At 60.5% G+C, this 24,424-nt stretch carries 24 protein-coding genes and 2 pseudogenes; 16 read left to right on the forward strand and 10 right to left on the reverse strand.

Translation table 11 applies throughout. From position 1 onward, the window contains the following. Positions 1-155 (reverse strand): annotated as a pseudogene (locus ACIF4X_RS26540) (argininosuccinate lyase); the annotation flags it as partial. Positions 156-492: 337 nt separating this feature from the next. Here ACIF4X_RS26540 and ACIF4X_RS26545 point away from each other — a divergent pair. From ACIF4X_RS26545 to ACIF4X_RS26580, 8 genes and pseudogenes are all read left to right on the forward strand, one after another. Then, positions 493-633: pseudogene (locus ACIF4X_RS26545) on the forward strand (sensor histidine kinase); the annotation flags it as partial. Beyond that, on the forward strand, positions 630-1,376 hold the full coding sequence (locus ACIF4X_RS26550) for a LytTR family DNA-binding domain-containing protein (RefSeq protein WP_007911111.1): 747 nt from the start codon (positions 630-632) through the stop codon (positions 1,374-1,376). The pseudogene ACIF4X_RS26545 and the gene ACIF4X_RS26550, both read left to right, overlap by 4 nt. A gap of 137 nt (positions 1,377-1,513) precedes the next feature. Beyond that, a complete protein-coding gene (hemC, locus tag ACIF4X_RS26555) occupies positions 1,514-2,455 on the forward strand; it encodes a hydroxymethylbilane synthase (RefSeq protein WP_397484349.1) in 942 nt (313 codons plus the stop codon). Then, positions 2,452-3,213, forward strand: coding sequence for a uroporphyrinogen-III synthase (locus ACIF4X_RS26560; RefSeq protein WP_397484350.1), 762 nt, complete (start codon positions 2,452-2,454; stop codon positions 3,211-3,213). The genes hemC and ACIF4X_RS26560 overlap by 4 nt, the downstream gene beginning before the upstream one ends. A gap of 16 nt (positions 3,214-3,229) precedes the next feature. Then, complete coding sequence (locus ACIF4X_RS26565) at positions 3,230-4,372, forward strand: uroporphyrinogen-III C-methyltransferase (RefSeq protein ID WP_397484351.1); 1,143 nt, start codon at positions 3,230-3,232, stop codon at positions 4,370-4,372. Further along, complete coding sequence (locus tag ACIF4X_RS26570; RefSeq protein ID WP_397484352.1) at positions 4,369-5,607, forward strand: heme biosynthesis protein HemY; 1,239 nt, start codon at positions 4,369-4,371, stop codon at positions 5,605-5,607. Before ACIF4X_RS26565 ends, ACIF4X_RS26570 begins: the two co-directional genes overlap by 4 nt. A gap of 218 nt (positions 5,608-5,825) precedes the next feature. Continuing rightward, complete coding sequence (locus tag ACIF4X_RS26575) at positions 5,826-6,377, forward strand: disulfide bond formation protein B (RefSeq protein ID WP_397484353.1); 552 nt, start codon at positions 5,826-5,828, stop codon at positions 6,375-6,377. Between the two features lie 183 nt (positions 6,378-6,560). Then, entirely contained in the window at positions 6,561-7,019 is a 459-nt protein-coding gene (locus tag ACIF4X_RS26580; RefSeq protein ID WP_064116385.1) for an Rsd/AlgQ family anti-sigma factor, read from the forward strand. A 60-nt stretch (positions 7,020-7,079) separates the two neighbouring features. Here the strand turns inward: ACIF4X_RS26580 and ACIF4X_RS26585 are convergent, their stop codons facing one another. After that, positions 7,080-7,745, reverse strand: a complete 666-nt coding sequence (locus tag ACIF4X_RS26585) for an FKBP-type peptidyl-prolyl cis-trans isomerase (protein WP_397484354.1) — start codon at positions 7,743-7,745, stop codon at positions 7,080-7,082. Positions 7,746-7,937: 192 nt separating this feature from the next. Between ACIF4X_RS26585 and ACIF4X_RS26590 the strand changes: the two genes are divergently transcribed. Further along, the gene (locus ACIF4X_RS26590; RefSeq protein WP_397484355.1) at positions 7,938-9,182 is read left to right on the forward strand and encodes an AlgP family protein; all 1,245 of its coding nucleotides are present in this window, start codon (positions 7,938-7,940) and stop codon (positions 9,180-9,182) included. On the opposite strand, the gene ACIF4X_RS26595 is transcribed toward ACIF4X_RS26590, so the two are convergent. Continuing rightward, positions 9,179-9,640, reverse strand: a complete 462-nt coding sequence (locus ACIF4X_RS26595; RefSeq protein WP_397484357.1) for a TIGR02444 family protein — start codon at positions 9,638-9,640, stop codon at positions 9,179-9,181. The genes ACIF4X_RS26590 and ACIF4X_RS26595 overlap by 4 nt on opposite strands. Positions 9,641-9,690: 50 nt before the next feature. Between ACIF4X_RS26595 and ACIF4X_RS26600 the strand changes: the two genes are divergently transcribed. From ACIF4X_RS26600 to rhtB, 3 genes are all read left to right on the forward strand, one after another. Next, positions 9,691-11,601, forward strand: coding sequence for an ATP-binding cassette domain-containing protein (locus ACIF4X_RS26600; RefSeq protein WP_150706302.1), 1,911 nt, complete (start codon positions 9,691-9,693; stop codon positions 11,599-11,601). Beyond that, complete coding sequence (locus ACIF4X_RS26605) at positions 11,601-12,182, forward strand: mechanosensitive ion channel family protein (RefSeq protein ID WP_016985893.1); 582 nt, start codon at positions 11,601-11,603, stop codon at positions 12,180-12,182. The genes ACIF4X_RS26600 and ACIF4X_RS26605 overlap by 1 nt, the downstream gene beginning before the upstream one ends. 152 nt (positions 12,183-12,334) lie before the next feature. Beyond that, positions 12,335-12,967 carry a homoserine/homoserine lactone efflux protein gene (rhtB, locus tag ACIF4X_RS26610; protein ID WP_194936443.1) on the forward strand — a complete coding sequence of 211 codons (633 nt, stop codon included), beginning with the start codon at positions 12,335-12,337 and terminating at the stop codon, positions 12,965-12,967. 115 nt (positions 12,968-13,082) lie between these two features. Here rhtB and ACIF4X_RS26615 read toward each other — a convergent pair whose 3' ends face one another. From ACIF4X_RS26615 to ACIF4X_RS26635, 5 genes are all read right to left on the reverse strand, one after another. Then, on the reverse strand, positions 13,083-13,826 hold the full coding sequence (locus tag ACIF4X_RS26615) for a penicillin-binding protein activator LpoB (RefSeq protein ID WP_186613386.1): 744 nt from the start codon (positions 13,824-13,826) through the stop codon (positions 13,083-13,085). A gap of 3 nt (positions 13,827-13,829) precedes the next feature. Further along, on the reverse strand, positions 13,830-14,417 hold the full coding sequence (gene lpoB, locus ACIF4X_RS26620; RefSeq protein ID WP_007911129.1) for a penicillin-binding protein activator LpoB: 588 nt from the start codon (positions 14,415-14,417) through the stop codon (positions 13,830-13,832). A gap of 36 nt (positions 14,418-14,453) precedes the next feature. Then, positions 14,454-14,828, reverse strand: coding sequence for a YcfL family protein (locus ACIF4X_RS26625; RefSeq protein ID WP_007911131.1), 375 nt, complete (start codon positions 14,826-14,828; stop codon positions 14,454-14,456). A 15-nt stretch (positions 14,829-14,843) separates the two neighbouring features. Continuing rightward, positions 14,844-16,238, reverse strand: coding sequence for a COG3014 family protein (locus tag ACIF4X_RS26630; protein ID WP_397484358.1), 1,395 nt, complete (start codon positions 16,236-16,238; stop codon positions 14,844-14,846). Between the two features lie 208 nt (positions 16,239-16,446). After that, complete coding sequence (locus ACIF4X_RS26635; RefSeq protein WP_397484359.1) at positions 16,447-17,847, reverse strand: COG3014 family protein; 1,401 nt, start codon at positions 17,845-17,847, stop codon at positions 16,447-16,449. Positions 17,848-17,975: 128 nt separating this feature from the next. Between ACIF4X_RS26635 and ACIF4X_RS26640 the strand changes: the two genes are divergently transcribed. From ACIF4X_RS26640 to ACIF4X_RS26650, 3 genes are all read left to right on the forward strand, one after another. Continuing rightward, entirely contained in the window at positions 17,976-18,875 is a 900-nt protein-coding gene (locus tag ACIF4X_RS26640) for a LysR substrate-binding domain-containing protein (RefSeq protein WP_397484360.1), read from the forward strand. A gap of 75 nt (positions 18,876-18,950) precedes the next feature. Then, entirely contained in the window at positions 18,951-20,849 is a 1,899-nt protein-coding gene (locus tag ACIF4X_RS26645; RefSeq protein WP_397484361.1) for an FTR1 family protein, read from the forward strand. A gap of 132 nt (positions 20,850-20,981) precedes the next feature. Continuing rightward, positions 20,982-21,437 carry a YaiI/YqxD family protein gene (locus tag ACIF4X_RS26650; RefSeq protein WP_397484362.1) on the forward strand — a complete coding sequence of 152 codons (456 nt, stop codon included), beginning with the start codon at positions 20,982-20,984 and terminating at the stop codon, positions 21,435-21,437. A 154-nt stretch (positions 21,438-21,591) separates the two neighbouring features. Here the strand turns inward: ACIF4X_RS26650 and elbB are convergent, their stop codons facing one another. Both elbB and ACIF4X_RS26660 read right to left on the reverse strand, forming a co-directional pair. Next, positions 21,592-22,260, reverse strand: coding sequence for an isoprenoid biosynthesis glyoxalase ElbB (elbB, locus tag ACIF4X_RS26655; RefSeq protein ID WP_397484364.1), 669 nt, complete (start codon positions 22,258-22,260; stop codon positions 21,592-21,594). 290 nt (positions 22,261-22,550) lie between these two features. After that, a complete protein-coding gene (locus tag ACIF4X_RS26660; protein WP_397484365.1) occupies positions 22,551-23,201 on the reverse strand; it encodes a DedA family protein in 651 nt (216 codons plus the stop codon). 207 nt (positions 23,202-23,408) lie between these two features. Between ACIF4X_RS26660 and hemB the strand changes: the two genes are divergently transcribed. Then, complete coding sequence (hemB, locus tag ACIF4X_RS26665; RefSeq protein WP_397484366.1) at positions 23,409-24,422, forward strand: porphobilinogen synthase; 1,014 nt, start codon at positions 23,409-23,411, stop codon at positions 24,420-24,422. Positions 24,423-24,424 lie beyond the last annotated feature (2 nt).

Genomic DNA, 24,424 nt, shown 5'->3' on the forward strand with positions numbered 1-24,424 from the left:
TTGGCCAGCATGGGGGCGTGGGCGATCGAGCCCATGAGGACGTGCCGAAACCCGCGCAGGTCGAAAGAGACGCAGGCGGTGAAGCGGGCGACGAAGGCGTCGACGGGTTCACTGAAGCGGCCGCCCCAGGACTGATTGGTCTTGTCAGTGCTCATGAATTCGCTCGTATCGGCTTGAAGAAAAAAGGCGTGAAACGCTGGCGCGGATAATAACAGGGTTGCCCAGACTGTCGCTGACACCGGTCGATACGTTTTTTTCTCATTGTGTGCGCCATAGTCGACGCTGAACCCGGAGGATTTGCGCAAGGATATTTTTCGATTGAGCAATATCGGCCCGACGAGCGTCTACAGTAGGACATAAGGGTTGGCGCGACTGCAGATCGCGCAAAGGTCTGGCCGCCGACTATAAGAAGAGGGGGGGTGGGTGTAATTGTCCTTCGGCAATCCCCGTGAGAAACGCAGGAAACAGCGGGCTTTGAGCAGTACGACCCGGACACTGGCAAATATTGCTGGCCGACGTACGGCACTTTTTGGCGCTCGGGCTAGTCTTAGCGTGGATCGCGGTGACGGACGTCACTTCACCTGTCTACGCTATCCTTGTGCGAGACTCACGCAGGAATCCAGCGCAATATGAATGTCCTGATCGTTGATGACGAACCACTGGCTCGCGAGCGCCTCAGCCGAATGGTGAGCGAGCTCGAGGGTTATACAGTTCTGGAGCCCAGCGCCACGAATGGCGAGGAGGCGTTGGCACTGATCGACAGCCACAAACCGGATATCGTGCTGCTCGATATCCGCATGCCGGGCCTCGATGGCCTGCAAGTCGCTGCCCGTCTGTGCGAACGAGAAACGCCGCCCGCCGTGGTGTTTTGCACCAGCCCCGATGAATTTGCCGTGGAAGCCCTGCAGGCCAGCGCCGTGGGCTATGTGGTGAAACCCGTGCGAACCGAACATCTGCATGACGCCCTGAAACGGGCGGAACGTCCCAACCGGGCGCAACTCTCGGCCCTGACCCGTCCCGCTGCCGAAAGCGGAACCGGCCCGCGCAGCCACATCAGTGCCCGCACCCGCAAAGGCATCGAACTGATCCCGCTGGATCAGGTGGTCTATTTCATTGCTGACCATAAATACGTGACCTTGCGCCATGAGGCCGGCGAAGTGCTGCTGGACGAGCCGCTCAAGGCGCTGGAAGACGAATTCGGCGAGCGCTTCGTGCGTATCCACCGCAATGCGCTGGTCGCCCGCGACCGTATCGAACGACTGCAACGCACGCCGCTGGGGCATTTCCAGCTGTTTCTCAAAGGTCTTAATGGTGATGCGCTGATCGTCAGCCGTCGGCATGTGGCCGGTGTGCGCAAGATGATGCAGGGGCTGTAATCCGGTCATTCCGGGCGGCTCCTTGTTCCTTTACCAGGCATTGCCGGCCAGGGAGGCCACGCCGTTTCTGATTCAAGTCAAAGTGGATTTGGCTGAGCTGTTATTATCCGCCGTATCTATTCAGTACGGATTGATCCATGTCCTCTCGCGAAATCCGCATCGCCACCCGTAAAAGTGCGCTGGCCCTCTGGCAGGCCGAATACGTCAAAGCCCGTCTGGAAGCGGCCCATCCGGGCTTGCTGGTGACGCTGGTGCCCATGGTCAGTCGCGGCGACAAGCTGCTCGATTCGCCGCTGTCGAAAATCGGCGGCAAGGGCCTGTTCGTCAAGGAACTGGAAACCGCGCTGCTGGAAAATCAAGCCGACATCGCCGTGCACTCGATGAAAGACGTGCCGATGGACTTCCCGGAAGGCCTTGGCCTGTTTTGCATCTGCGAGCGCGAAGACCCGCGCGATGCTTTCGTTTCCAACACCTATGCCAGCCTTGAGGCGTTGCCTGCCGGCAGCATTGTTGGCACTTCGAGTCTGCGTCGTCAGGCGCAGTTGCTGACCCGTCGGCCGGACCTGGAAATCCGTTTCCTGCGTGGCAATGTCAATACCCGTCTGGCCAAGCTCGATGCCGGCGAGTACGACGCGATCATCCTCGCCGCGGCCGGTCTGATCCGTCTCGGTTTTGAAGAGCGCATCACTTCGGCAATCAGCGTCGATGACAGCCTGCCTGCCGGTGGTCAAGGTGCGGTCGGCATCGAATGCCGCAGCGCCGACAGCGAAATCCACGCCTTGCTCGCACCGTTGCATCACGCCGATACCTCATCGCGTGTGACCGCCGAACGTGCCCTCAACAAACATTTGAATGGCGGCTGCCAGGTGCCGATCGCCTGCTACGCCGTGCTTGAAGGCGAGCAGTTGTGGTTGCGCGGTCTGGTCGGCGAGCCGAGCGGAGGCTTGCTGCTTAGCGCCGAAGCCCGCGCACCGCGCGCCAATGCCGAAGCGTTGGGTGTTCAGGTGGCTGAAGACTTGCTGAGCCAGGGCGCCGCCGAGATTCTCAAAGCAGTCTATGGCGAGGCAGGTCACGAGTGACCGGTTGGCGCCTGCTGCTGACGCGCCCTGCAGAAGACTGTGCGGCGCTGGCGCAGACATTGGCCGGGCAGGGTGTTTTCGGTAGTTGTCTGCCGCTCCTGGACATTGTCGCGCTGCCGGTCTCTGACAAGATTCGTCAGGCGATTGCGCAGTTGCCGAGTTGCAGCGCGGTGATCGTGGTCAGCAAACCGGCGGCACGCATTGCATTGGATTTGCTCGGCGGCTCACCTGCACTGACGATGCCGTGGTTCAGCGTCGGTGCGGCAACCGCGCAGATTCTTCGCGATCACGGCCTCGACGTCAGCTTCCCGGCTGACGGCGATGACAGCGAAGCCTTGCTGCAATTGCCGCGTCTGCGAGCCGCGGTCGGCCAGCCCGGGGCGCAGGTATTGATCCTGCGTGGGGAGGGTGGGCGTGAGCTGCTCGCCGAGCGCTTGCGTGAGCGAGGTGCTAGTGTCGAGTATCTGGAATTGTATCGACGCGACTTGCCAGCCTACGCCCCGAAGGAACTGACACGGCGGATCGAAGCGGAACGCTTGAACGGGCTGGTGGTCAGCAGTGGACAGGGTTTCGAGCACCTGCGCCAAATGGCCGGCGATGCCTGGTCAACAATCGCGCCGTTGCCGTTGTTTGTTCCGAGCCCAAGAGTCGCCGATCTGGCACGTGCCGCCGGGGCTCAAACAGTTGTGGATTGCCGCGGCGCGAGTGCCGCGGCTTTGCTGACGGCGTTACGGGAGCATCCCGTACCCGTTTTCTAATGCAAAGGATGGATACGTGAGCGAAACAGCCTTGCCTAAAGATGACGTCCAGCCTGTGATTGAAACCCAGGTTGAAACTCCACCGCCGGCCACAGAGCCGCGCCGAGGCAATGGACTGGCCATCGTCGCCTTGTTGCTCGGCGCTGCCGGCGTCGCGATCGGTGGCTGGGGTGTCTGGCAGGTCCGTCACCTGCAGACCAATACTCAGCAGCAATCCGGTGAAGTGCAGGCATTGAACGATCAGGCACAAAGTCTGAAGCTCAATGAACAGCGGCTGACCGAGCGTCTCGCGCAGTTGCCGGGTGCCGACGAACTCGCCGAGCGCCAGCGTCTGGTGACGCAGCTTCAGGGCGATCAACAACGCCTCAATCAGCGTCTGGAAACGGTGTTGGGTGCCAGTCGCAAGGACTGGCGCCTGGCGGAGGCCGAGCATTTGCTGCGTCTGGCCAGCCTGCGTCTTTCGGCGTTGCAGGACATCAGCAGCGCTCAGGCGCTGGTGCAGGGCGCTGACGAAATCCTCCGTGAGCAAAACGATCCCGGTTCCTTCACCGCTCGCGAGCAAGTGGCGAAAACCCTGGTGGCGCTGCGCAGCACGGCGCAACCGGATCGTACCGGTCTGTTCCTGCGTCTCGGCGCGTTGCGTGATCAGGTCATCGACCTCACCGAGCTGGCGCCGGAGTACAAGGATCGCGGCGAATCGCTGCTGGGCCTGACTGCCGACGGTGACGGCGCCAGTCGCTGGGCACAGTGGTGGGATCAGGTTTCGCGTTACATCCGTATCGATTTCAACGCCGACAAGAATGTGCGGCCGCTGCTGGCCGGGCAGAGCCTGAGCCAGGTACGTCTGGCCCTGAGCCTGGCGCTTGAACAGGCGCAGTGGGCCGCGCTCAACGGGCAGGCGCCGGTCTACAGCCAGGCGCTGGCTGAGGCGCGTGATGTGCTCAAGGGCAATTTCAACCCGGACAATCCGCAAAGCAAAGTGATGCTCGAACAGGTTGCCGAGCTAAGCAAGGAACCGGTCACGGTCACGACGCCGGATCTGGCCGGCACGCTGAGTGCGGTACAGGCCTATCTTGAGCGGCGCAACGTCAATGCCGAAGAATCGGTGAAACCCTTCGCCAAACCTGCCGCCAACACCGCGCAGGAGACCACGCCATGAAACGCCTGTATGTGATTGTGTTTCTGGTGATCGCGGCGACGGCGGCACTGGGTCTGGCGATTGCCGAGCATTCCGGTTACGTGCTGGTGGCCTACAAGAGCTTCCGCTACGAGTCGAGCCTGTGGGCGACACTCGCAGTGATTGCTGTGCTGTGGCTGCTGATCGGGGGCATCAAGGCGTTGGTCGAGCTGGTCATGACCTCCACTGGCGTGGTCAATCCCTGGTCGCGCCGTAACCGCAGTCGGCGCGTACAGGTTGCGATCGAGCACGGTCAACTGGATCTGGCCGAAGGTCGCTGGGCCAGTGCTCAACGTCATCTTTATCGAGCGGCTGAAGCCGAGCGCCAGCCATTGCTGTATTACCTCGGCGCTGCCCGCGCGGCCAATGAACAAGGCAACTACGAAGAGTGCGATCGTTTGCTGGAGCGCGCACTGGAGCGTCAGCCTCAAGCAGAACTGGCTATCGCTCTGAGCCATGCGCAACTGCAGACCGACCGTGGCGATACCGACGGTGCCTTGGTGACCCTGCAGGCGATGCATGATCGCCATCCCCACAATGCGCAGACACTGCGCCAGTTGCAGCGCTTGTATCAGCAGCGCGGCGAATGGTCGGCGGTGATTCGTTTGCTGCCGGAGTTGCGCAAGGACAAAGTCCTGCCGCGTGCTGAACTGGCCGAACTTGAGCGCCGCGCCTGGGGTGAAAATCTGTCGCTGGCCGCACAGCGTGAAGAGGATGGGAGCGTTGGTTTGCAGTCGCTCACGCGCGCCTGGGAGCAGCTCACCTCGGCGCAACGTCAGGAGCCACCGCTGGTGCTGGCGTACGCCGAACAGCTGCGTCAGTTGGGCGCTCAGGTCGAAGCGGAAGAAGTGCTGCGCACCGCCCTCAAGCGCAAGTACGACAGCCATCTGGCCCGTCTCTACGGTCTGGTTCGCGGCAGCGATCCGGCCCGTCAGTTACAAACCGCTGAAGGCTGGCTGAAGGATCATCCGAACGATCCGAGCTTGCTGTTGACCCTCGGCCGACTGTGCCTGCAAACAAGTCTGTGGGGCAAGGCGCGGGATTATCTGGAAAGCAGTCTGCGTGTGCAGCGCAATCCGGAAGCCTGTGCGGAACTGGCGCGTCTGCTCGCACAGTTGGGCGATACCGAGCGCAGCAATCAGTTGTTTCAGGAAGGCCTTGGCTTGCTGGATGAACGCCTTTTGGCTGCACCGCTCCCGGTTCTGGCTCACGTCTGAAGTGGTGAGGGGGGATGCTCCCTCGCTTACCTTTTGTGGCTGAAATTTCAACTTCAGTGAGCGCTCGAGGCGAATTCCTACAGCGGGCTACACCGATTCCTATTGAACCTGTCGGGTTTTCCCTACACCTCTGGTGAACTGTCGGCAGGGCCTTGCCTTGAAAGGCTGACACGCTTTCCTCTACCGTAACCGTCTGTCTCTACTGTTACGGAAAAGCCATGTCGTTGGCCTGCTCACGCTCCTTGTTCTTCATGGCTTTCACTGCGGGGGCCTTTGCTCTGGGAGCTTCCTATTATCTTGAATATGCTGTCGGTCTGACGCCGTGCAGCCTGTGCCTGGTGCAGCGTCTGTTCCTTACGCTACTGTGCGTGTCCAGTGGTGTGGCAGCGGTGCACGGCCCCAAGCGTGTTGGTTTGTGGCTTTACTGGCTGTTGACCTTGGGCGCGAGCCTGGGAGGCACCACGGCGGCCTGGCGGCAGGTATTGATACAAAGCGATCCGATGCTGCAACTGCTCAATTGCGCGCCAGCCCCCGATACATTGTTCAGTGGCCTGCCCTGGATCTGCGCCTTGCAAACAATGTTTAGCGGCGGCAGCGATTGTGCGGAAATTTCCTGGACGCTGTTTGACCTGAGCATCCCGGAGTGGAGCCTGCTGTTCTTTGTCGCGGTCTCGATTCTGGCGGTGTATCAATTGTTGCGGCTGGTCTGGAGTGCTCTGCAACGCCCGCTCAGCGGCGAAGCGTCGCACTCGGTGCTGCTGCGGGATTAAACACTTGTATGAACTTTATCTCCTGCGTACCTTGAAGCCATAGGCGTGCGGGCATAATCTGGCCCGCACGTGTCATTGGATTTATGTTGCTCGATGACGCTCTGCCCGGCCGGCCCCCAAGCCAAAATCAAAAGAGGGGCGCGGGTGTAGAGCAGCATGACCCACAAGGGAAGAGAGATCGCCATGCTCGAAAGTTGTCAGAATGCTCAGGAACGTTGGGGTGGAGTTCATCTGCTGATCGACCGCTGGTTGCAGGAGCGTGAAGATCTGATCGGCGCCTACGACAAACTCGGTGCGCAGCCTGAGTCGCTGTCCGAGAGCCGCAAGCCCTTGCAGGAATTCTGCGGTGTACTGGTCGATTACGTCTCGGCCGGGCACTTCGAGATCTACGAACAGCTGACGGGCGAAGCCAAGGCGTTCAACGACAAGCGCGGCCTCGAACTCGCCGAAACGATCTATCCGCGCATCGATGTCATTACCGAGAAGCTGCTCGCGTTCAATGACCTGTGCGATGAAGGCAAATGTGTTGCCGAGAAATTCAAGGAACTCGGCGGTCTGCTGCACGAGCGCTTCGAACTCGAAGACTGCCTGATCGAAGTGCTGCATACGGCGCACAAGGAAGAAGATCCGGTTCAGGCCTGATCCCGAACCCTGATCAAAAAAAACGGTGCGCCCAAAAGTGCACCGTTTTTTATTGCCTGCTCAACTGGTCGCGCCGCGCAGTTCCACTTCGAACACCAGCGGCGTGAACGGCGCGATCAAGTCGCCGGCACCGTCGGCGCCATAGGCCTGATCGGATGGAATCACCAGTCGCCATTTCGCCCCCACCGGCATGTTCTGCAACGCGGTGCGCCAACCGGCAATCACGCTGTCGAGGTTGAACCATTGCGGTTGAGTGTTCTGATCGAACACGGTGCCGTCGGGCAGTCGACCGACATACAGCACCTGCACTTTTCCGTCCGGTCCGGCCTTGGCACCGGTGCCTGGCGTCAGCTCGGTCAGCAGGATGCCATCGGCCAATTCCTTAACGCCGGGTTTGGCTTTTTCTGCGGTGAGAAAGCGCTGTTCGTTTTCCATCGCGGCGTCGCTCGAAGGCTGTGCCGAATGCTCGGCATTCTGCGATTCGTGATCGGCCAGAATCTGCTCGATGCGTGCTTCGCTCAGCGCCAGCGGCTTGCCTTGATAAGCCTGCTGCAAACCGTCGACCAACGCCTGAATCTGCAACTGTGGGACTTCCTGACGCAGCCGTTCACCGAGGCTGGCACCGAGGCTGTAGGCCAGATCGTGAGCATCGTTCGCGGTGGTTTTTTCGTCCGCATGAGCGGCCGTAAAAATCATGCAGAGGGATAAAAAAAAGTAGCGCGACATGGGCACACTCCGTCCTGAGATGCGGTGGATTATGCCAGCGCGAACGTCCGCAACGGTGAACTGCTTTTGACTTCGCGCAGAACATTTTCGATTCGGTGCAACGCAACGCAATCGATACTGTCAAGATGCCCTAGCGGCGGTAACTGCAGAGGTCTAGTATGAGCCGCACTCACGTCAGCCAGGAGGTAAACCATGTCGGCCACCAAGAAGCCTGTAAACACTCCGTTGCACTTACTCCAACAACTCTCGGGCAGCCTGCTCGAGCATCTGGAAAACGCTTGCTCCCAAGCTTTGGCTGATGCTGAAAAACTGCTCGCCAAACTGGAAAAGCAACGTGGCAAGGCGCAGGAAAAACTGCACAAATCCCGCACCAAATTGCAGGACGCAGCTGCCGCCGGCAAAGCCAAGGCACAGACCAAAGCCAAGGGCGCAGTGAAAGAGCTGGAAGACCTGCTCGATGCCTTGAAAGATCGTCAGTCCGACACCCGCAGCTACATTCTGCAACTCAAGCGCGATGCCCAGGAAAGCCTGAAACTGGCCCAGGGCGTGGGTCGTGTTCAAGAAGCCGTCGGCAAAGTGTTGTCGACTCGCTCGGCTAAACCAGCAGCGGCACCGGCGAAAAAAGCCGCGGCCAAACCTGCTGCTGTCAAGGCTCCAGCAAAAACGGCGGCGGCCAAGCCTGCTGTAAAAGCTGCTGCTAAAACTACCGCCAAGCCTGCTGCAAAAGCACCGGTGAAAGCCGCTGCAAAACCAGCTGCAAAACCAGCTGCCAAAGCTGCGGCAAAACCTGCAGTGAAAAAACCGGCTGCAGCGAGCGCTGCAAAACCAGCGGCTAAAACCACTGCGGCAAAACCAGCTGCCCGTACTGCCGCTGCTAAACCAGCTAGCCGTGCCGCCGCTGCCAAACCGGCTGCTGCCAAAGCTGCTCCGGCGAAAACCGCAGCCGCCAAACCGGCCGCTAAACCTGCTGCAAAAGCTGTCGCAAAACCAGCGGCAAAACCTGCTGCTCGTACTGCCGCTGCTAAACCCGCTGCCAAGACTGCCGCCAAACCGGTTGCAGCCAAACCTGCGGCAAAAGCACCAGCCAAAGCTGCTGCCAAGCCGGCTGCAAAACCAGCCGTGAAAGCCGTCGCCAAACCGGCAGCCAAGCCAGCCGCGAAACCGGCCGCTGCTGCTAAACCTGCGACTGCTGCCGCCAAGCCTGCTGCTGCCAAACCAGCCGCCAAGCCTGCGGCAAAACCAGCCGTTAAAAAGCCAGCCGCTGCCAAACCAGCTGCCGCCAAACCGGCTACTGCTCCAGCTGCCAAACCAGCCGCGTCGGCAACTTCGGCTGCGCCAGCTGCACCGGCACCTGCCGCTACTACCTCGACTCCATCGACGGCGCCATCGCCAGCCGCTGTGTCGAGTGTCAGCAACAACCCAACCAGCGCTTCCTAAGTGCCGGTAGCCGCGACGCGCAATACTTGCAGCGCGTCGCGGTTCGGGTTGGCCGCTGTGCCGGCCAAACCTTCAAGCCAGGTTATTGAACCTGCATTGTTTCGCGTCCATTCCTGCGCCACACCCTCAAGCCGTGACAGCAATGCACGCTCAGCCTCAAGCTCGAGTGATTTGATCTGCTCGCGCATGCCTTTCAACACAGGGTCATCCACCGCCCGCGCTTTCCAGTACATGCGCAGTGTTCGCAGCGGTTGCACCACCTCGATATCCCACGGTTCGGTCAGCGCCTGAAGTTCGCTTACGCGTTGTTCATTGCACGTCACCCCGCGTTGCTCCAGCCATAAACCGCACAACAGCAGGCACACATTCGCGCCCGCCGTTTGCAGTTGCAGGCAGGCGTCTTCCACGCCCGGTCGGGCGTAGGTGGCAAGGGAAAAGCTCCACAGGTCAGAGGACATCGTGCTACTCGCGCCAGTTGTGAGCGAAGCTGGTAGACTCCGCCGCCATTATGATCCGACTTCAGAACCTGACTTTACAGCGTGGCCCGCAACGTCTGCTAGAAGACGCCGAGCTGACCCTGCACGCCGGCCACAAAGCCGGCCTCATCGGTGCCAACGGCGCCGGCAAATCGAGCCTGTTCGCCTTGATCCGGGGTGAGCTGCACCCGGACTCGGGTGATTGCTTCCTGCCGGCTGACTGGCGCATCGCCCACATGCGCCAGGAAATCGAGACGCTTGAGCGCCTTGCCGTCGACTATGTGCTTGATGGCGACCTGCGTCTACGCGAGGTGCAACGTGACCTCGCCGCCGCCGAAGCGGCGCATGACGGTGCCGCTCAGGCCCGCCTGCACTCGGAACTCGACAGCGCCGACGGCTACACCGCCGACGCGCGAGCGCGCAAGTTGCTCGCCGGTCTCGGCTTCACTAACGAGCAGATGGATCGTCAGGTCGGTGATTTCTCCGGTGGCTGGCGGATGCGTCTGAATCTGGCGCAGGCATTGATGTGCCCGTCGGACCTGTTGTTGCTTGACGAACCGACCAACCACTTGGATCTCGACGCGATCATCTGGCTCGAAGAGTGGCTGAAAAGCTACCCGGGCACCTTGCTGCTGATTTCCCACGACCGCGATTTCCTCGATGAAGTCGTCGATCACGTGGCCCATGTCGATCAGCGCAAAATCACCCTGTATCGCGGCGGCTATACCGCGTTCGAACGCGCCCGTGCCGAGCGTCTGGCCCAGCAGCAACAGGCCTACGAGAAGCAGCAGGCGCAACGTGCGCACATGGAAAGTTACATCGCCCGCTTCAAGGCGCAAGCGACCAAGGCCCGTCAGGCGCAGAGCCGGATCAAGGCCCTGGAGCGGATGGAAGAGCTGTCGGCGGCCCACGTCGATTCGCCGTTCGACTTCGTCTTCCGCGAGTCGAGCAAGATCTCCAGCCCGCTGATCGATCTGTCTGATGCGAGCCTGGGTTATGGCGACAAAACCATCCTCGAGAAGGTCAAGCTGCAACTGACCCCGGGGGCGCGGATCGGCCTGCTCGGGCCGAACGGCGCAGGTAAATCGACGCTGATCAAGAACCTTGCCGGCGAGCTATCACCGATCGCCGGACGCCTGACCCGTGGCGAGAATACCGTGGTCGGCTATTTCGCTCAGCATCAACTCGACTCGTTGGATTCCAAGGCTAGCCCGTTGCTGCACATGCAACGTCTGGCGCCGACCGAACGCGAGCAGACCTTGCGCGATTTTCTCGGCGGTTTCGACTTCCGTGGCGCGCGCATCGACGAGCCAGTGCTGAATTTCTCCGGTGGCGAAAAAGCGCGTCTGGCTCTGGCGTTGATTGCCTGGGAACGCCCGAACCTGCTGCTGCTCGACGAACCGACCAATCACCTCGACCTGGAAATGCGCCTGGCGCTGACCATGGCGCTGCAGGAGTTCAGCGGTGCGGTCCTGGTGGTGTCTCACGATCGGCATTTGCTCAAGAGCACCACCGACAACTTCTATCTGGTCGCTGACGGCAAGGTCGAAGAGTTCGATGGCGATCTCGAAGACTACGCACGCTGGCTGGTGGAATATCGCCAGCGCAATGCCCCGGTCAGTAATACGCCGGTGAACCCGGACAAGACCGACAAGAAGGCTCAGCGTCAGGCGGCGGCTGCGTTGCGTCAGCAACTGGCCCCGCACAAGCGTGAAGCCGACAAGCTCGAAGCCGAACTCGGCAAGCTCCACGAGAAACTGGCCAAGGTCGATGCCAGCCTCGGCGACAGCGACATCTACGAGCCGGCGCGCAAAAACGAATTGCGTGATCTGCTGGCCGAGCAGGCCAAACTGAAGGTTCGCGAAGGCGAGCTGGAAGAAGCGTGGATGGAAGCCCTCGAGGTGCTGGAAAGCATGCAGGCGGAGCTGGAGGCGCTGTCCTGATGGAAGCGTTCAAGCTGCCGCTGCCGGCGGTGTGGGTCGAGCCGATCTGGTTTACGGTGCAGATTCTGCTGATTCTGCTGGCCGGCTACCTTACCCAGCGCTTCGTCGCCAAAGGCCTGACCCGGCTGGGCGAGCGCTATCCGTTCCCGCCGCAGTTGCTGATGCCACTGCGCGGTGTGTTGCGCTGGCTGATCATGGGCAGTGCGCTGATCTTCGTGTTGGAACGACTCGGCGTTTCGGCCACTGTTTTGTGGACGGCGCTGTCGGGGTTCGTCGCGGTGGCGGCGGTGGCGTTCTTTGCGATGTGGAGCGTGCTGTCGAACCTGCTCTGCGCGATTCTGATCTTCACGGTCGGGCCGTTTCGCCTGGGCGATATCGTTGAGTTGGTCGACACCACGGACAAGCCCGGCGTCAAGGGCCGAGTGGTGGCGATCAATTTGCTTTACACCACGTTGATCGAGGCGGAAGAGTTGGGGACTGGCAGCGCCATGGTGCAAGTGCCGAACAGTCTGTTCTTCCAGCGTTCGGTGCGGCGTTGGCGCGGGACGGATGTATTCCCTTCGAGCGGGTTTGAGAAGTAAGTCTTAAAGCAAGATCAAAAGATCGCAGCCTTCGGCAGCTCCTACAGGGATCGCATTCTCATGTAGGAGCTGCCGGAAGCTGCGATCTTTTGCTTTTAGCCCCAATCCGCATTAGCTTGGGCGTCTGTCACGATTCAGATGCGAGGTGTGCGATGGAGCTTCAAACATGGCTGGCGTTTTTTGCCGCCTGCTGGGTGATCAGTCTGTCCCCGGGTGCTGGCGCCATTGCGTCGATGTCCAGCGGTCTGCAATACGGGTTCTGGCGCGGTTACTGGAACGCCCTCGGCCTGCAGATTGGCCTGGCGGTGCAGATCGCGATTGTCGGCGCCGGTGTAGGCGCGATCCTGACCGCTTCGGCCACGGCCTTCCACGCGATCAAATGGTTTGGTGTGGCTTACCTCGTGTATCTGGCCATCAAGCAATGGCGCGCGCTGCCCATGGACATGAGCGATGACGCGGCGGTGCGGCCGATCGGCAAGCCGCTGGCGCTGGTGTTCCGTGGCTTTCTGGTGAACATCAGCAATCCCAAGGCGCTGGTGTTCATGCTGGCGGTGCTGCCGCAGTTCATCAACCCGCATGCGCCGCTGCTGATTCAGTATGTGGTGATTGGTGTGACGATGATTTGCGTCGACCTGATCGTCATGGCGGGCTACACCGGTCTGGCGTCGAAGGTGCTGCGTCTGTTGCGCACACCGCAGCAGCAGAAACGCATGAACCGCACGTTTGCCGGGTTGTTCATCGGTGCGGCGGCGTTTATGGCGACGTTGCGCAAAGCGGCGGTATAAACCTCGCGGGCATCAAAAAGGCGACCTTTGCAGGTCGCCTTTTTTTGTCGCTGGGACGCAGAGCGTCCCGGGATGCATTCCCACGCGGAGCATGGGAACGATCAGGGGCCAGTCATCAGCGCAAAATCACCGGTGCGGTATCACGCGGCAAATTGTTGCGCTGCGGTGCTTCCCGCGGCTGCTCATAACCGCCACCACCGAGCTGCATGCTCAGTTGCCCGGCTACGTCTTCACCCAAGGCCTTCGATACGTCACGCACCACCCGTGGGCGGTTCAGCGAGATCTTGATGTCGCGATGGTTCACCAGTTTGGTGTCTTGCGCTTCACCCATCGCCGTGAAGGCCGAGGTGATCTCGAAGGTCTTGGTGTTGATCAGGCTGAAGTCCGCCACCAATGTCAGGCCCAGCACCGCCGAATAGCTGTCGGTATTCGCCAGCTCGTTGATGTCCTGGGTGAAATCGATGTCCGACACGGTGCCGAACAGCACGTAGTCGGCGCCCTTGAAGTTGCCGGCCTTGATGCGTTTGATCACGTCGTAGACGTCACCCTTGGACGACGCGGTGTACGGCGTGCCCTGCACCAGCTGGAACATGCCGGTACGCAGAATTTCACCCTTGATGTCGCCGGTGAATTTACGCAGCTCGGTCTGTTCGATGTAGCTGGTCGTTGCTTCAATCTCGTTGTAGCTCGAAGAGCCACTGGAGCTGTAGTAACCCTCGCGATGATTGCTCTGGGCTGAAACGATGTGGATGTATTGCTCCACACGTTCCTGATACGCCAGGTCCGTCACCGCGACTTTCGGGGCCGCTTGCGCGCTGAACGCGCAAGCCAGGGCCATCATGCCAATCCATGCGCGCATCAATTAACGCTCCGTGGTTTTGCGGATCTCTTTTTCGTCCATCCACTCGGCCAGACCGCTTTCAACGTCGATCAGTTGCAGGCTGAATTTGTAGAAGACGTCCTTGTAGTCGCTGCTGCGCTTGACGATCGAGCTGATCGAGCCTTCGATGCGGTACTTGGCGGCAACCATGTTGCCAGTCTTGGCCACGGTGCTCTTCTTGTACAGGCCGCTCTGGTTTTGCAGCTTGAGCTGGTCAACCTGGCTCTGCATCGCATTGTTGTCGCTGGCGAAGCGGGCTACGCCAGTCTTCATCAGCTGAGTCTTGATGCTGGTGGTGATTTCGCGGGTGTCGATGTACTCGCTGGTCTTGTTCTTCACGTCGTAGACCTGAACCACCGGACGGCCCTGCAGAATGCCGGACTGGGCCAGCGAGCGGGTCATCGACTCGGCGATCATTTGCAGGTCGGTCGAACCGAATTCGTTGGTTACGGTTTCAACCGCTTTGGTGTCGCCGTAGCTGATGTTCTTGCTGCCCAAGGTCGGCGAAGTGTTGGCGCAACCGGAGGCCAGCAGGGCGATAACGGCGATGCAGGAAAAGCGTACAAACATGGGAATGCTCTCTAAAACAGGAATAGGGTGACAGGCTTACGGCGTCTTGATTTCCAGACGGAAGTCCACGGCTTTCGGGGTCGGGGCAATCCCCTGAATGAAGCTGGTCTGGGCGCCGTACATCATTTGGCTTTTCCACACTTCTTCTTCGGCGATCGGGAAACCTTCCGCGCCGAGCCAGGCGAAGCGGTAGTAGAAAATCTTGTTGCTGTTGAGGGTGTTGCTCAACTGCACATTGACCGTCATGAAGCCGTTTTCGCGGGCGACGCGCATGGCGCCGACGACGATGTGTTTCTGCGGACCCATGGCCACGACTTTGCTCGCGGCGCTGCCCGGCTCTGGCGGTGGCGGGGTGGCGCAGCCGCTCGCCAGCAGGGCGAGGGCGGCGACGGCGATGAGTTTGAAGCGCATGCAAAGACTCCGTTCTTAAGGTTGTTTGAGGCTGGCGACGTTGGTCGCAGCGGCACTCGGGATGACGTGTGCGGCGAGGCCACCGGCGAACACCTGGTTGCCTACGGCGCGCAGGGTGATCACTTGATAACGCTGATCGACAGTCACCTTGACCACCGAACCGCCTACAGCGCTCGGCAGGGTAACCTGATGCTCACCCTTTTTCAGGCGCAGACGCACCACTTGGGTGTTGTCCGGCAGGGTACGCCACGTACGGGTATCGGCACCTTCGAGCACAGCTGAAGAGATACCGACGGCCAGACCGGCCAGCGGGTTGGTTTCGTTGATCTTCTTCTGGGCCACGCCTTTGGTGATCGCCCGCACGGTGGTGCGCAGGATGATCCCCGGCATGTCGTCACGCAGGGCGCGGCGGGACATGGCGGTGGTGCTGTTGAGCGCGGTCAGATCGACTTGCTGACCATCGACACCGATCTGTGCGAACGGCGCAGTGGAAGTGTCCGGTTTGATGATCGGGAACGACAGCGGCGTGATCACTACGTTGTTGGAGATCGGCAATGGCAAGGGTACGCGGATCGAATCGCGGGCCGGCGCCAGACCGCTTTGCACCACGATCAGGATGTCGCTGTCGTCGGACTTGCCCGGCTTGTCGAGGTTGACCAGTGCCTGCTCCAGCAGCGGCGTGTTCGGGCGCAGTTCAGCAGCCTTGCGGTAGCCCGGTGCAGCCAGGCCTTTCTCGCCCAGGGCTTCATAGACGAAACCGGACAGGTAATGGCTGAACGCACTCTGGTAGCTGTTTTTCAGGCCAACCACTTCCGGCGCGTCGAGACTGGCGACCGGGTAGCCTTGCAGATCCTTGTACTGAGTCTTGATGCCTTCTTTCTCGGCTTCTTCCTCGCTCTTGAGGTATTCCTTGTCACGCAGGTCAGCGATCACCGCTTCACGTTCGTGTGTCTTCTTGATCGCGGTACGTGCGCCGTCAAAGTCATTGACCGCCAGCAGGTTCAGTGCCATCTGCGTGGTCAGCATGACTTTTTCGTAGTCGTAGCCTTCGTAGCGACGCACCTTGTCGTTGACGATGAAGCTGCCGAACTGGGCCAGGTACTTACCGGTATCGAGCTTGACCGAATCTTCCCACTGACCCACTACTACATCGGCGCTGGTCCAGGCATTCTGGCTGCCAGAGAGGTCGCCCTTGGCGCGCAGCAATTCACCCTTCTCGAAGTAATAGAGCAAGTCTTTGTCTGGACCGGTGTTGTTCTTTTCCAGCAGGGTCAGCGCGGCGTCGACGTTGCCGGAGGCCAGTTGCTGGTTGGTCTGGGCCAGTTCGGAGTCGTAATTGCGAAACGCCGAACAGCCGGACAGCAGAGTGACGGCGCTGAGCGCGATCAGAGTGGGGGCGCGGAATGCCATGGGGGTACTTCTTCCCTGGAGTAAATACAGCCGCGAATGCTGGTCGGGCTGGTGTGACCCATCGACAGTGGCGTTGGCCTCCTGCCAATTCCTCATAACCAGAGGAGCTTTAATGCCCGATCGCAATAACGAGGGCGCGGCATTATAAGCGTGAGGTGATGGCTATGTAATAGCTTTTTAATTGCACTGGTTAGTTAGGTGCCATTACTTATTTCAGGTTCGATACGACGCTGCTTGCAGGTGCTCCGCTGGACTGGAATGCGCTGCCGTTGGCAAACACCCGATTACCCAAGGCGCGCAGGCCGATAACCTGGCGGTTTTGGTCGATGCGGATTTTCAATGGCGCAGCGCCGGGAGCGTTGGGCAGGCTGATCAGGTGTTCACCTTTTTTCAGGCGCAGACGCACGACTTGGGTGAGGTTGGGCAAGGTGCGCCAGGTGCGTGTGTCGGCCTGCTCGAAACCGTCCCAATGGGTGACGTAGGACGCTTTGCTCGGATCGCGCCGATTGTCTGTGGCCTGAACATCGGCTGCCAGAAACGCCCGATAGGTCGTACGCTGGATAATGCCCGGCATGTCGTCACGCAGCGTGCGCAAGGACATGTCGGTGATGCTGTTGACCGCGATCAGCTTTTTTTGACGGCCGTCGATGCTAACTTGACTGAACGAAGGTGTGGAGGTGTCCGGCACCATAACGGGAAACGACACATTGGCGACGATGACTTGCCCGTCTGCCAACTTCACCGGGTAGGGCACGCGCACGGAACTGCGGGCCGGTGCCAGACCGCTTTGCACGATGATCAGCACGTCGCTTTCGTCTGCCTTCAGTCCAGGGTTGTCGAGGTCGCGCAATGCCTGCTGGAAAAACGCCATGTCCGGGCGCAGTTCGATCGCCTGACGATAGCCGGGCGCTGCCAGATCTTTCTCGCCGAGCGCTTCGTAGGTAAAACCGGCGAGATAGTGACTGAACGCGCTCTGATAGCCGTTCTTCAAGGCGATGACGGCGGGTGATTCCAGCATGACCACTGGGTAGCCTTGCAGATCCTTGTAATGGACGCGGGCGCCGTTGGCCTTGGCCGCTTCTTCGACACGCTCGTATTCCAGTTCCCGCTGCCGGGCGATCAGTGTTTCACGCTCGTGGGTTTTCTTGATGTCGGCGCGGGCACCGTCAAAGTCATTCATAGCCAGTTGGTTGAGGGCCATTTGCGTGGTCAGCATGACTTTTTCGTAGTCGTAGCCATCGTAGCGGCGCAGCTTGTCATTGATGATGCTGCCCCACTGACTACCCATGGCGGCGAGCAATTTGTCGCCAGTGGTTTCAATGGTGTCCTGGCGCTGTATGACCATTTGCTCGGCGCTGCGCCAGGCAATCTGGCTCTGCGGGAACTCGCCGCCAGCGCTCAGCACCGCACCCTTCTCGAAGTAATAGAGCAAATCCTTTTCTTCGCCCGGGTTGTGTGCCTCGATCAAGGCCAGTGAACCGCCGATATTGCCGACCTTGAGCTGTTGCGTGGTCTGTTCCAGCTCCAGGTCGTAATCGCGATACGCGGCACAACCGCTGAGTTGCACAAGAGCGGCGATCAGCAGGGACGGCAGCAAGCAGTGGCGCATGAGCGAATTCTTCCTTGAACGGCAGGAGCTGGGAGGAGGCGCATTATAGGGGCGGTTCGCAGATGTCGGGGCACCATGGATTGCGCTAGGCTTGCTCGCTTACCGATCAATCGTACGTCGAGTCTTCAATGAATCAACTGCTGGCCATGCGTGCGTTCCGTTGCATCGTCGAGTGCCGTGGCTTCAGTTCTGCCGCCGAGCGGCTCGATACCACGCACTCGACCATCTCCCGGCAGCTGCAACAACTGGAGGCTGAACTCGGCACGCGTCTGATCAATCGCAACACCCGGCGTTTCAGCCTGACCACGGCGGGGCAGCAGTATTACGTCGCCTGCGTGGATATTCTTGATCGTCTCGATCAGGCCGCTGTGGCGGTCGGTCAGGCCCATGAGAAACCCAGTGGTGTCTTGCGCATCAGTGCCCCCGTGGTCATCGGCACGCTGGAACTGGCGAAGTGGCTGCCAAGGTTTCAACAGCGTTATCCCGAAATTGAAGTCGATCTGTCCTGTGATGACCGTTTTGTCGATCTGATCGCCGAAGGCTTCGACGTCGCGTTGCGCATCTGCGGGCCGCTTGAAGATTCGTCTTTGGTGGCGCGCTTGCTCACGGTTTCGCCGATGCTGCTGGTCGCATCACCCGCCTATATCGCACGTCACGGCTTGGTACGGCAGGTGCGGGAACTGGCCGAGCATCCGTTGCTGGCGTTTGCCAGTGCCAGTGACTGGAGGCTGACCGATGCGCGCGGAGTGGCCACGCAGATCCGTGCGAATGGGCGCTTCAAGGCCGATTCGATCAGCTCGCTGCACGCCGCCGCATTAGCCGGCGTGGGCATTGCCGCGTTCACTCGTGCGACGGTGCAGGATGATTTGTCGAGTGGGCGGCTAGTGCAGATGCTGCCCAATTGCACCCTCGGTCAGCGGCACTATTACGCGCTGTATCCCCACGCTCGGCACGTGGCGCTCAAGGTCAAAGTTTTTGTTGAATTCATGGCTGAACACTACCGAAGTGTCGACACACCCTTGCGCTGATTGCCGACAAAGCTTGAGGGATTGGCCGCCGGAGTGAACAATATGTAACTCCGTATTTCCCCTTGAGACTCCTTCATGATTGCCTCGTCCCGATTTCTGGCCTGGCTGGTGTTCCCGTTGTTTGCCCTGAGCAGCTTCAATCTGCTGGCCGATACCGTGGAAAGCGCACCGCAAGCGCTGCACCTGCTCGATTACATCAGCGCCGACTACCCGCCGACGGTAGCGGCGGGCAAGGTTGTCGATGATTCCGAATACCGCGAGCAACTGGAGTTCACGCAGGCGCTGCAAGGCTTGATCGCCAGCATGCCGGCCAAGCCTGAAAAGGCTGCGCTGGAGCAAGGTGTTGACGCCCTGTACGCGGCGATCACCACGAAACAGGACGGCGCTGAAGTGGCCCGTCAGGCGCGGCAACTGGGCGCGCAGCTGGCGGTGGCGTATGAGGTCAGCCAGGCACCGATCATTACTCCCGATCCCTCTCGGGGTGCGCCGCTCTATGCGCAGAATTGCTCGGTGTGCCACGGCGACAGCGGCGCCGGTGACGGCCCGGCGGGCCTCGGCATGACCCCGGCACCGGCCAATCTGCGTGATGCGGCGCGGTTGGATCACCTGAGCTTGTACGCGATCTACAACACCCTCGGCCAGGGCGTCGAAGGCACCGACATGCCGGCGTTTGCCGATCAGCTTGATGATCGCCAGCGTTGGGATCTGGCGACTTACATCGCCGGCTTCAGCGCCAATCCGGCGGCGGCCAAAGCCGAGAAGACTTACAACATCGCCGATCTGGCGCGCCAGACCCCGGCTGAGGTACAGGCCGCCGATGGCCCGCAAGCCGCAGCGACGTTCCGTGCACAACGTGCGCAGCCGCCGCAGGTCAAGCGTGGCCCGGCGCAGTTGCTCGACTACACCGCCGCAACGCTGGACAAGAGCCTTGCCGCGTATCGCGCCGGCGAACACGATCAGGCCTACGACCTGTCGGTCGCGGCGTATCTGGAAGGCTTCGAACTGGTCGAAAGCTCGCTGGATAACGTCGACGCCAACGTGCGCAAGGACACCGAAAAATCCCTGATGGCTTATCGGCAATCGTTGCAGGACGGCTTGCCGGTCGAGCAGGCCGAGCAGCGTCTGGACGCGGCCAAGGCCAAGTTGAAGGAATCTGCCGGGTTGCTCGGCAGTGACGGTTTGAGCTGGTCGCTGAGCTACATTTCCGGCCTGCTGATTCTGTTGCGTGAAGGTCTGGAAGCGATTCTGGTGCTGGCGGCGATTCTTGCCTTTCTGCGCAACACCGGCCAGCAGTCAGCGGTGCGCAGTGTCAACGTCGGTTGGGGCCTGGCGCTGCTGGCCGGTCTCGGCACCTGGGCGCTGGCGGCGTATGTCATCGACGTCAGCGGCTCGCAGCGTGAACTGCTCGAAGGCGCGACGGCGCTGTTTGCCAGCGTCATGGTCTTGTGGCTGGGCGTGTGGATGCATGACCGTCGCCACGCAGCGGCCTGGCAGGATTACATCAAGAGCAGCCTGGTCGGTGGTGGCGGGCGTTTCGGCTTCGCGATTCTGGCGTTCTTCTCGGTGTACCGCGAGTTGTTCGAAGTGATCCTGTTCTATGAAACCCTGTGGTTGCAGGCCGGCCCGGCCGGGCATGACGCGGTGCTCGCCGGCGGTGCGACCGCACTGGTGCTGTTGGTGGGTCTGGCGTGGGTGATCCTGCGCGGTTCGGCGAAACTGCCGCTGACGCTGTTCTTCAGCATCAACGCGGCGCTGTTATGCGCGTTGTCGGTGGTGTTTGCCGGACATGGCGTGAAGGCGTTGCAGGAAGCCGGGATCTTTGGCACTCGGCCGGTGGCGTTCTTTGAATTCGATTGGCTGGGGATCCATGCCGACGCGTATTCGTTGACGGCGCAGGCGCTGGCGATTCTGGCGATTGTGGTGTTGTATGGGCGTAGTTGGGTGGCGGAGAAGCGGCGGGTTTCGGCTGCTTGATTGAGTGCTCCCTTAAAAGATCGCAGCCTTCGGCAGCTCCTACAGGGGCGTAGCATGTCGCAATATTGCGGCGCGACGCGCACTCTGTAGGCGTTGCCGAAGCTGCGATCTTTGCTTTTAGAGGTAAAGAAAATGCGTGTATGGATCGATGCCGACGCCTGCCCACGGGCGGCGAAGGATCTGGTGGTGAAGTTCGCCCTCAAGCGTCAGTTCGAAGTGGTGCTGGTGGCCGGGCAGCCGCAGATCAAGCCGGGGCTGGCGATCGTCAAACTGATCGTGGTGCCGAGTGGCCCGGATGCGGCGGACGATTATCTGGTCGAGCACGCGGTGCCCGGGGAGCTGGTGATTTGCAGCGATATCCCGTTGGCTGATCGTTTGGTGAAGAAGGGCGTGGCGGCGCTGGATCCGCGTGGCAAGGAGTTCGACGCGCAGAACATGGGTGAGCGCTTGGCAACGCGCAACCTGTTCACCGATCTGCGAGAGCAGGGCCAGATGAGTGGCGGACCGGCGCCGTTCGGCGATCGCGAGAAGCAAGCGTTCGCCAATGCGCTGGACCGGATCCTCACGCGCCTGACCCGCAAACCCTGAGCCTTATGACGATCGTTCCCACGCTCCGCGTGGGAATGCATCTCGGGACGCTCTGCGTTCCGGTCTTACCGCACATGTAACGCCAAAGTGAGCAGGCGCGGAGCGCCAATGGCGGCATCCCCACGCAGAGCGTGGGAACGATCATACGGGGGGATCAGGCGTCGTTTTCGTGGGTCAGTTCGAGGACGCGGTCGACCAGTTTGTTGATCCCTGAAGCCGCTTCACTGATGTTCTGCGCCAGCATGTAAGCCGGGGTCGTCACCAGTTTGCGCGCCTTGTCTTCGATGATGTCGGTCACCGCACAGTCTTCGTGGGTCGCGCCCATCTTGTTCATCGCCGTGGCCGTGTCGGCGTCGTTGCCTATGGTGCAGGTCACGCCCGGGCCGTAGATCTTCGCTGCGAGTGCCGGCGAGATGCACATCAGGCCGACCGGTTTGCCCGCCTCGGCAAATGCCTCGGCCAGCGCCAGCACTTCAGGCTGCACGCTGCAGCCCGCACCTTCGACTGCAAAGTTCGAGAGGTTCTTCGCCGCTCCGAAACCACCCGGCACGATCAACGCATCGAAGTCGTCGACATTGGCCTCGCGGATGTCCTTGATGTTGCCTCGGGCAATGCGCGCCGATTCCACCAGGACGTTGCGCGATTCGGGCATTTCTTCGCCGGTCAGATGATTGATTACGTGCAATTGCGCGATGTTCGGGGCAAAGCACTGCACCTGGGCGCCGCGTTGGTCGAGGCGCAGCAGGGTGATCACGCTTTCATGGATTTCGGCGCCGTCGTATACGCCACTGCCGGACAGGATCACTGCAACTTTTTTGCTCATGGGTTTCTCTCCAGATTCATGGCGCTAAATGTCCACTAAATTGTCGCGCGTTGCCATAGGCTCAAGTGGTGGCTGCACCTGCATGGAACGCTTTCTACATGGATCGCAACAACGGCGGGGTGTTCATTATTTGGGGTTGCCTGCTGCGTAACGAACGGGAGATTTTTGGCGTGAGAACGCCGCTGGCGAACTTGAATGCGCCAGAGCAGCGAGGATAACAGTGACATCTCTGGCTGAACGGGTCGGCCAGCCCGCTCATTGCCGGCGGGCTGTAGCAAGTCGCCAGCGAGTTACTCGGCTGGCGTCTTCGGTTCGGCAGGCTTGGACGCTTCGGCTTGATTCAGCAGTGCAGCTTTCGCGGCTTGCTCGTCGGCGTAAACCTGCCTGGCCAGCCGCGCATTCTTGAAGCGGCGGCGCAGCCACAGGCCAACGCCAAGAATCAGCAGCGCTCCCAGTACCCACAGCTCGTATTTCTTGATGCTGCCGAGCATGCCTTCCAGCACCGCGCCGAAGTGGTAAGCGGCGGCGGCCAGCGCGGTCGCCCAGATCGCCGCACCGATGCCGTTGAGCAGCAGATAACGTCCCGGCGGATAGCCCGACAGACCGATCGCGACCGGCATCACCGTGCGCAGACCGTAAACGAAACGAAAACTCAGCACCCAGATGTCCGGATGCTTGCGAATGTGCTCCAGCGCGCGGTCGCCCATCATCTGCCAGCGCGGTTTGCGTGCGAGTAATTTGCGCCCGTGCTTGCGTCCCAGGAAGTACCACAGCTGATCGCCGGCATAGCTGCCGCAGAACGCCACGACCACCACCAGGTTAATGTCCATGTATCCACGGAACGCGAGGAAGCCCGCGAGCACCAGAATGGTTTCGCCTTCGAAGAACGTGCCGAGGAACAAGGCAAAGTAGCCAAAGTCATGCAGAAATTGTTGGAGCATTGTCTGGGTGCTGGCGAAATGAACGCGCAGCCTAACCCTTCGGACACATTCATGAAAGTGTCCAAATGTGTCTCGACGTGAACAATTTCTACACTGAGAATGGAATGCGGCTACCTGTCACAGGTCTCACACAACTGTCATCTGTTCGTCATAATGGCCGTCTATAACTGTCACGCTCGCCCGTTTGCGCGGGCTCAGGAGTCCGCCGTGAGCTTTACCCCAGCCAATCGTCTGTTCCCAGCCACGCGCCTGCGCCGCAATCGCCGTGATGATTTTTCGCGTCGGCTGGTGCGGGAAAATGTGCTGACGGTCGATGACTTGATCCTGCCGGTGTTCGTGCTTGACGGTGAAAACCGCCGCGAAGCCGTGGCCTCGATGCCCGGGGTAGAGCGGCTGACTATCGATTTATTGCTCGAAGAAGCGGCGAAATGGGTTGAGCTGGGGATTCCCGCGCTGGCGCTGTTCCCGGTCACTCCATCCGAACTGAAATCCCTCGACGCCGCTGAAGCCTGGAACCCCGAAGGCATCGCTCAGCGCGCCACCCGTGCCCTGCGTGAGCGTTTCCCGGAACTGGGGGTGATCACCGACGTCGCGCTTGATCCGTTCACCACCCACGGCCAGGACGGCATCCTCGACGAAGCAGGCTACGTGCAGAACGACATTACTGTCGACGCACTGGTGCGCCAGGCCCTGTCCCATGCTGAAGCCGGCGCTCAGGTCGTCGCGCCGTCGGACATGATGGACGGTCGCATTCAGGCGATCCGCGAAGCGCTGGAAATCGCCGGCCACGTCAATGTGCGGATCATGGCTTATTCGGCCAAGTACGCCAGCGCCTATTACGGCCCGTTCCGCGATGCGGTCGGTTCGGCGTCGAACCTCGGCAAGGCCAACAAAGCCTCTTATCAGATGGACCCGGCCAACAGCGACGAAGCGCTGCACGAAGTCGGTGCGGACTTGTCTGAAGGCGCGGACATGGTCATGGTCAAGCCGGGCATGCCGTACCTCGACATTCTTTTCCGGGTAAAAGATGCCTTCAAAGTGCCGACCTTCGTCTACCAGGTTAGCGGCGAATACGCCATGCACATGGCGGCGATCCAGAATGGCTGGTTGAGCGAGGCGGTGATTCTCGAATCACTGACCGCCTTTAAACGTGCCGGCGCTGATGGCATCCTGACTTACTTTGCTGTCCGCGCCGCTCAATTGTTACGAGAGCAGAAATAGCC

This window comes from Pseudomonas sp. NPDC085632 (assembly GCF_044541255.1).
Lineage (GTDB): Bacteria > Pseudomonadota > Gammaproteobacteria > Pseudomonadales > Pseudomonadaceae > Aquipseudomonas.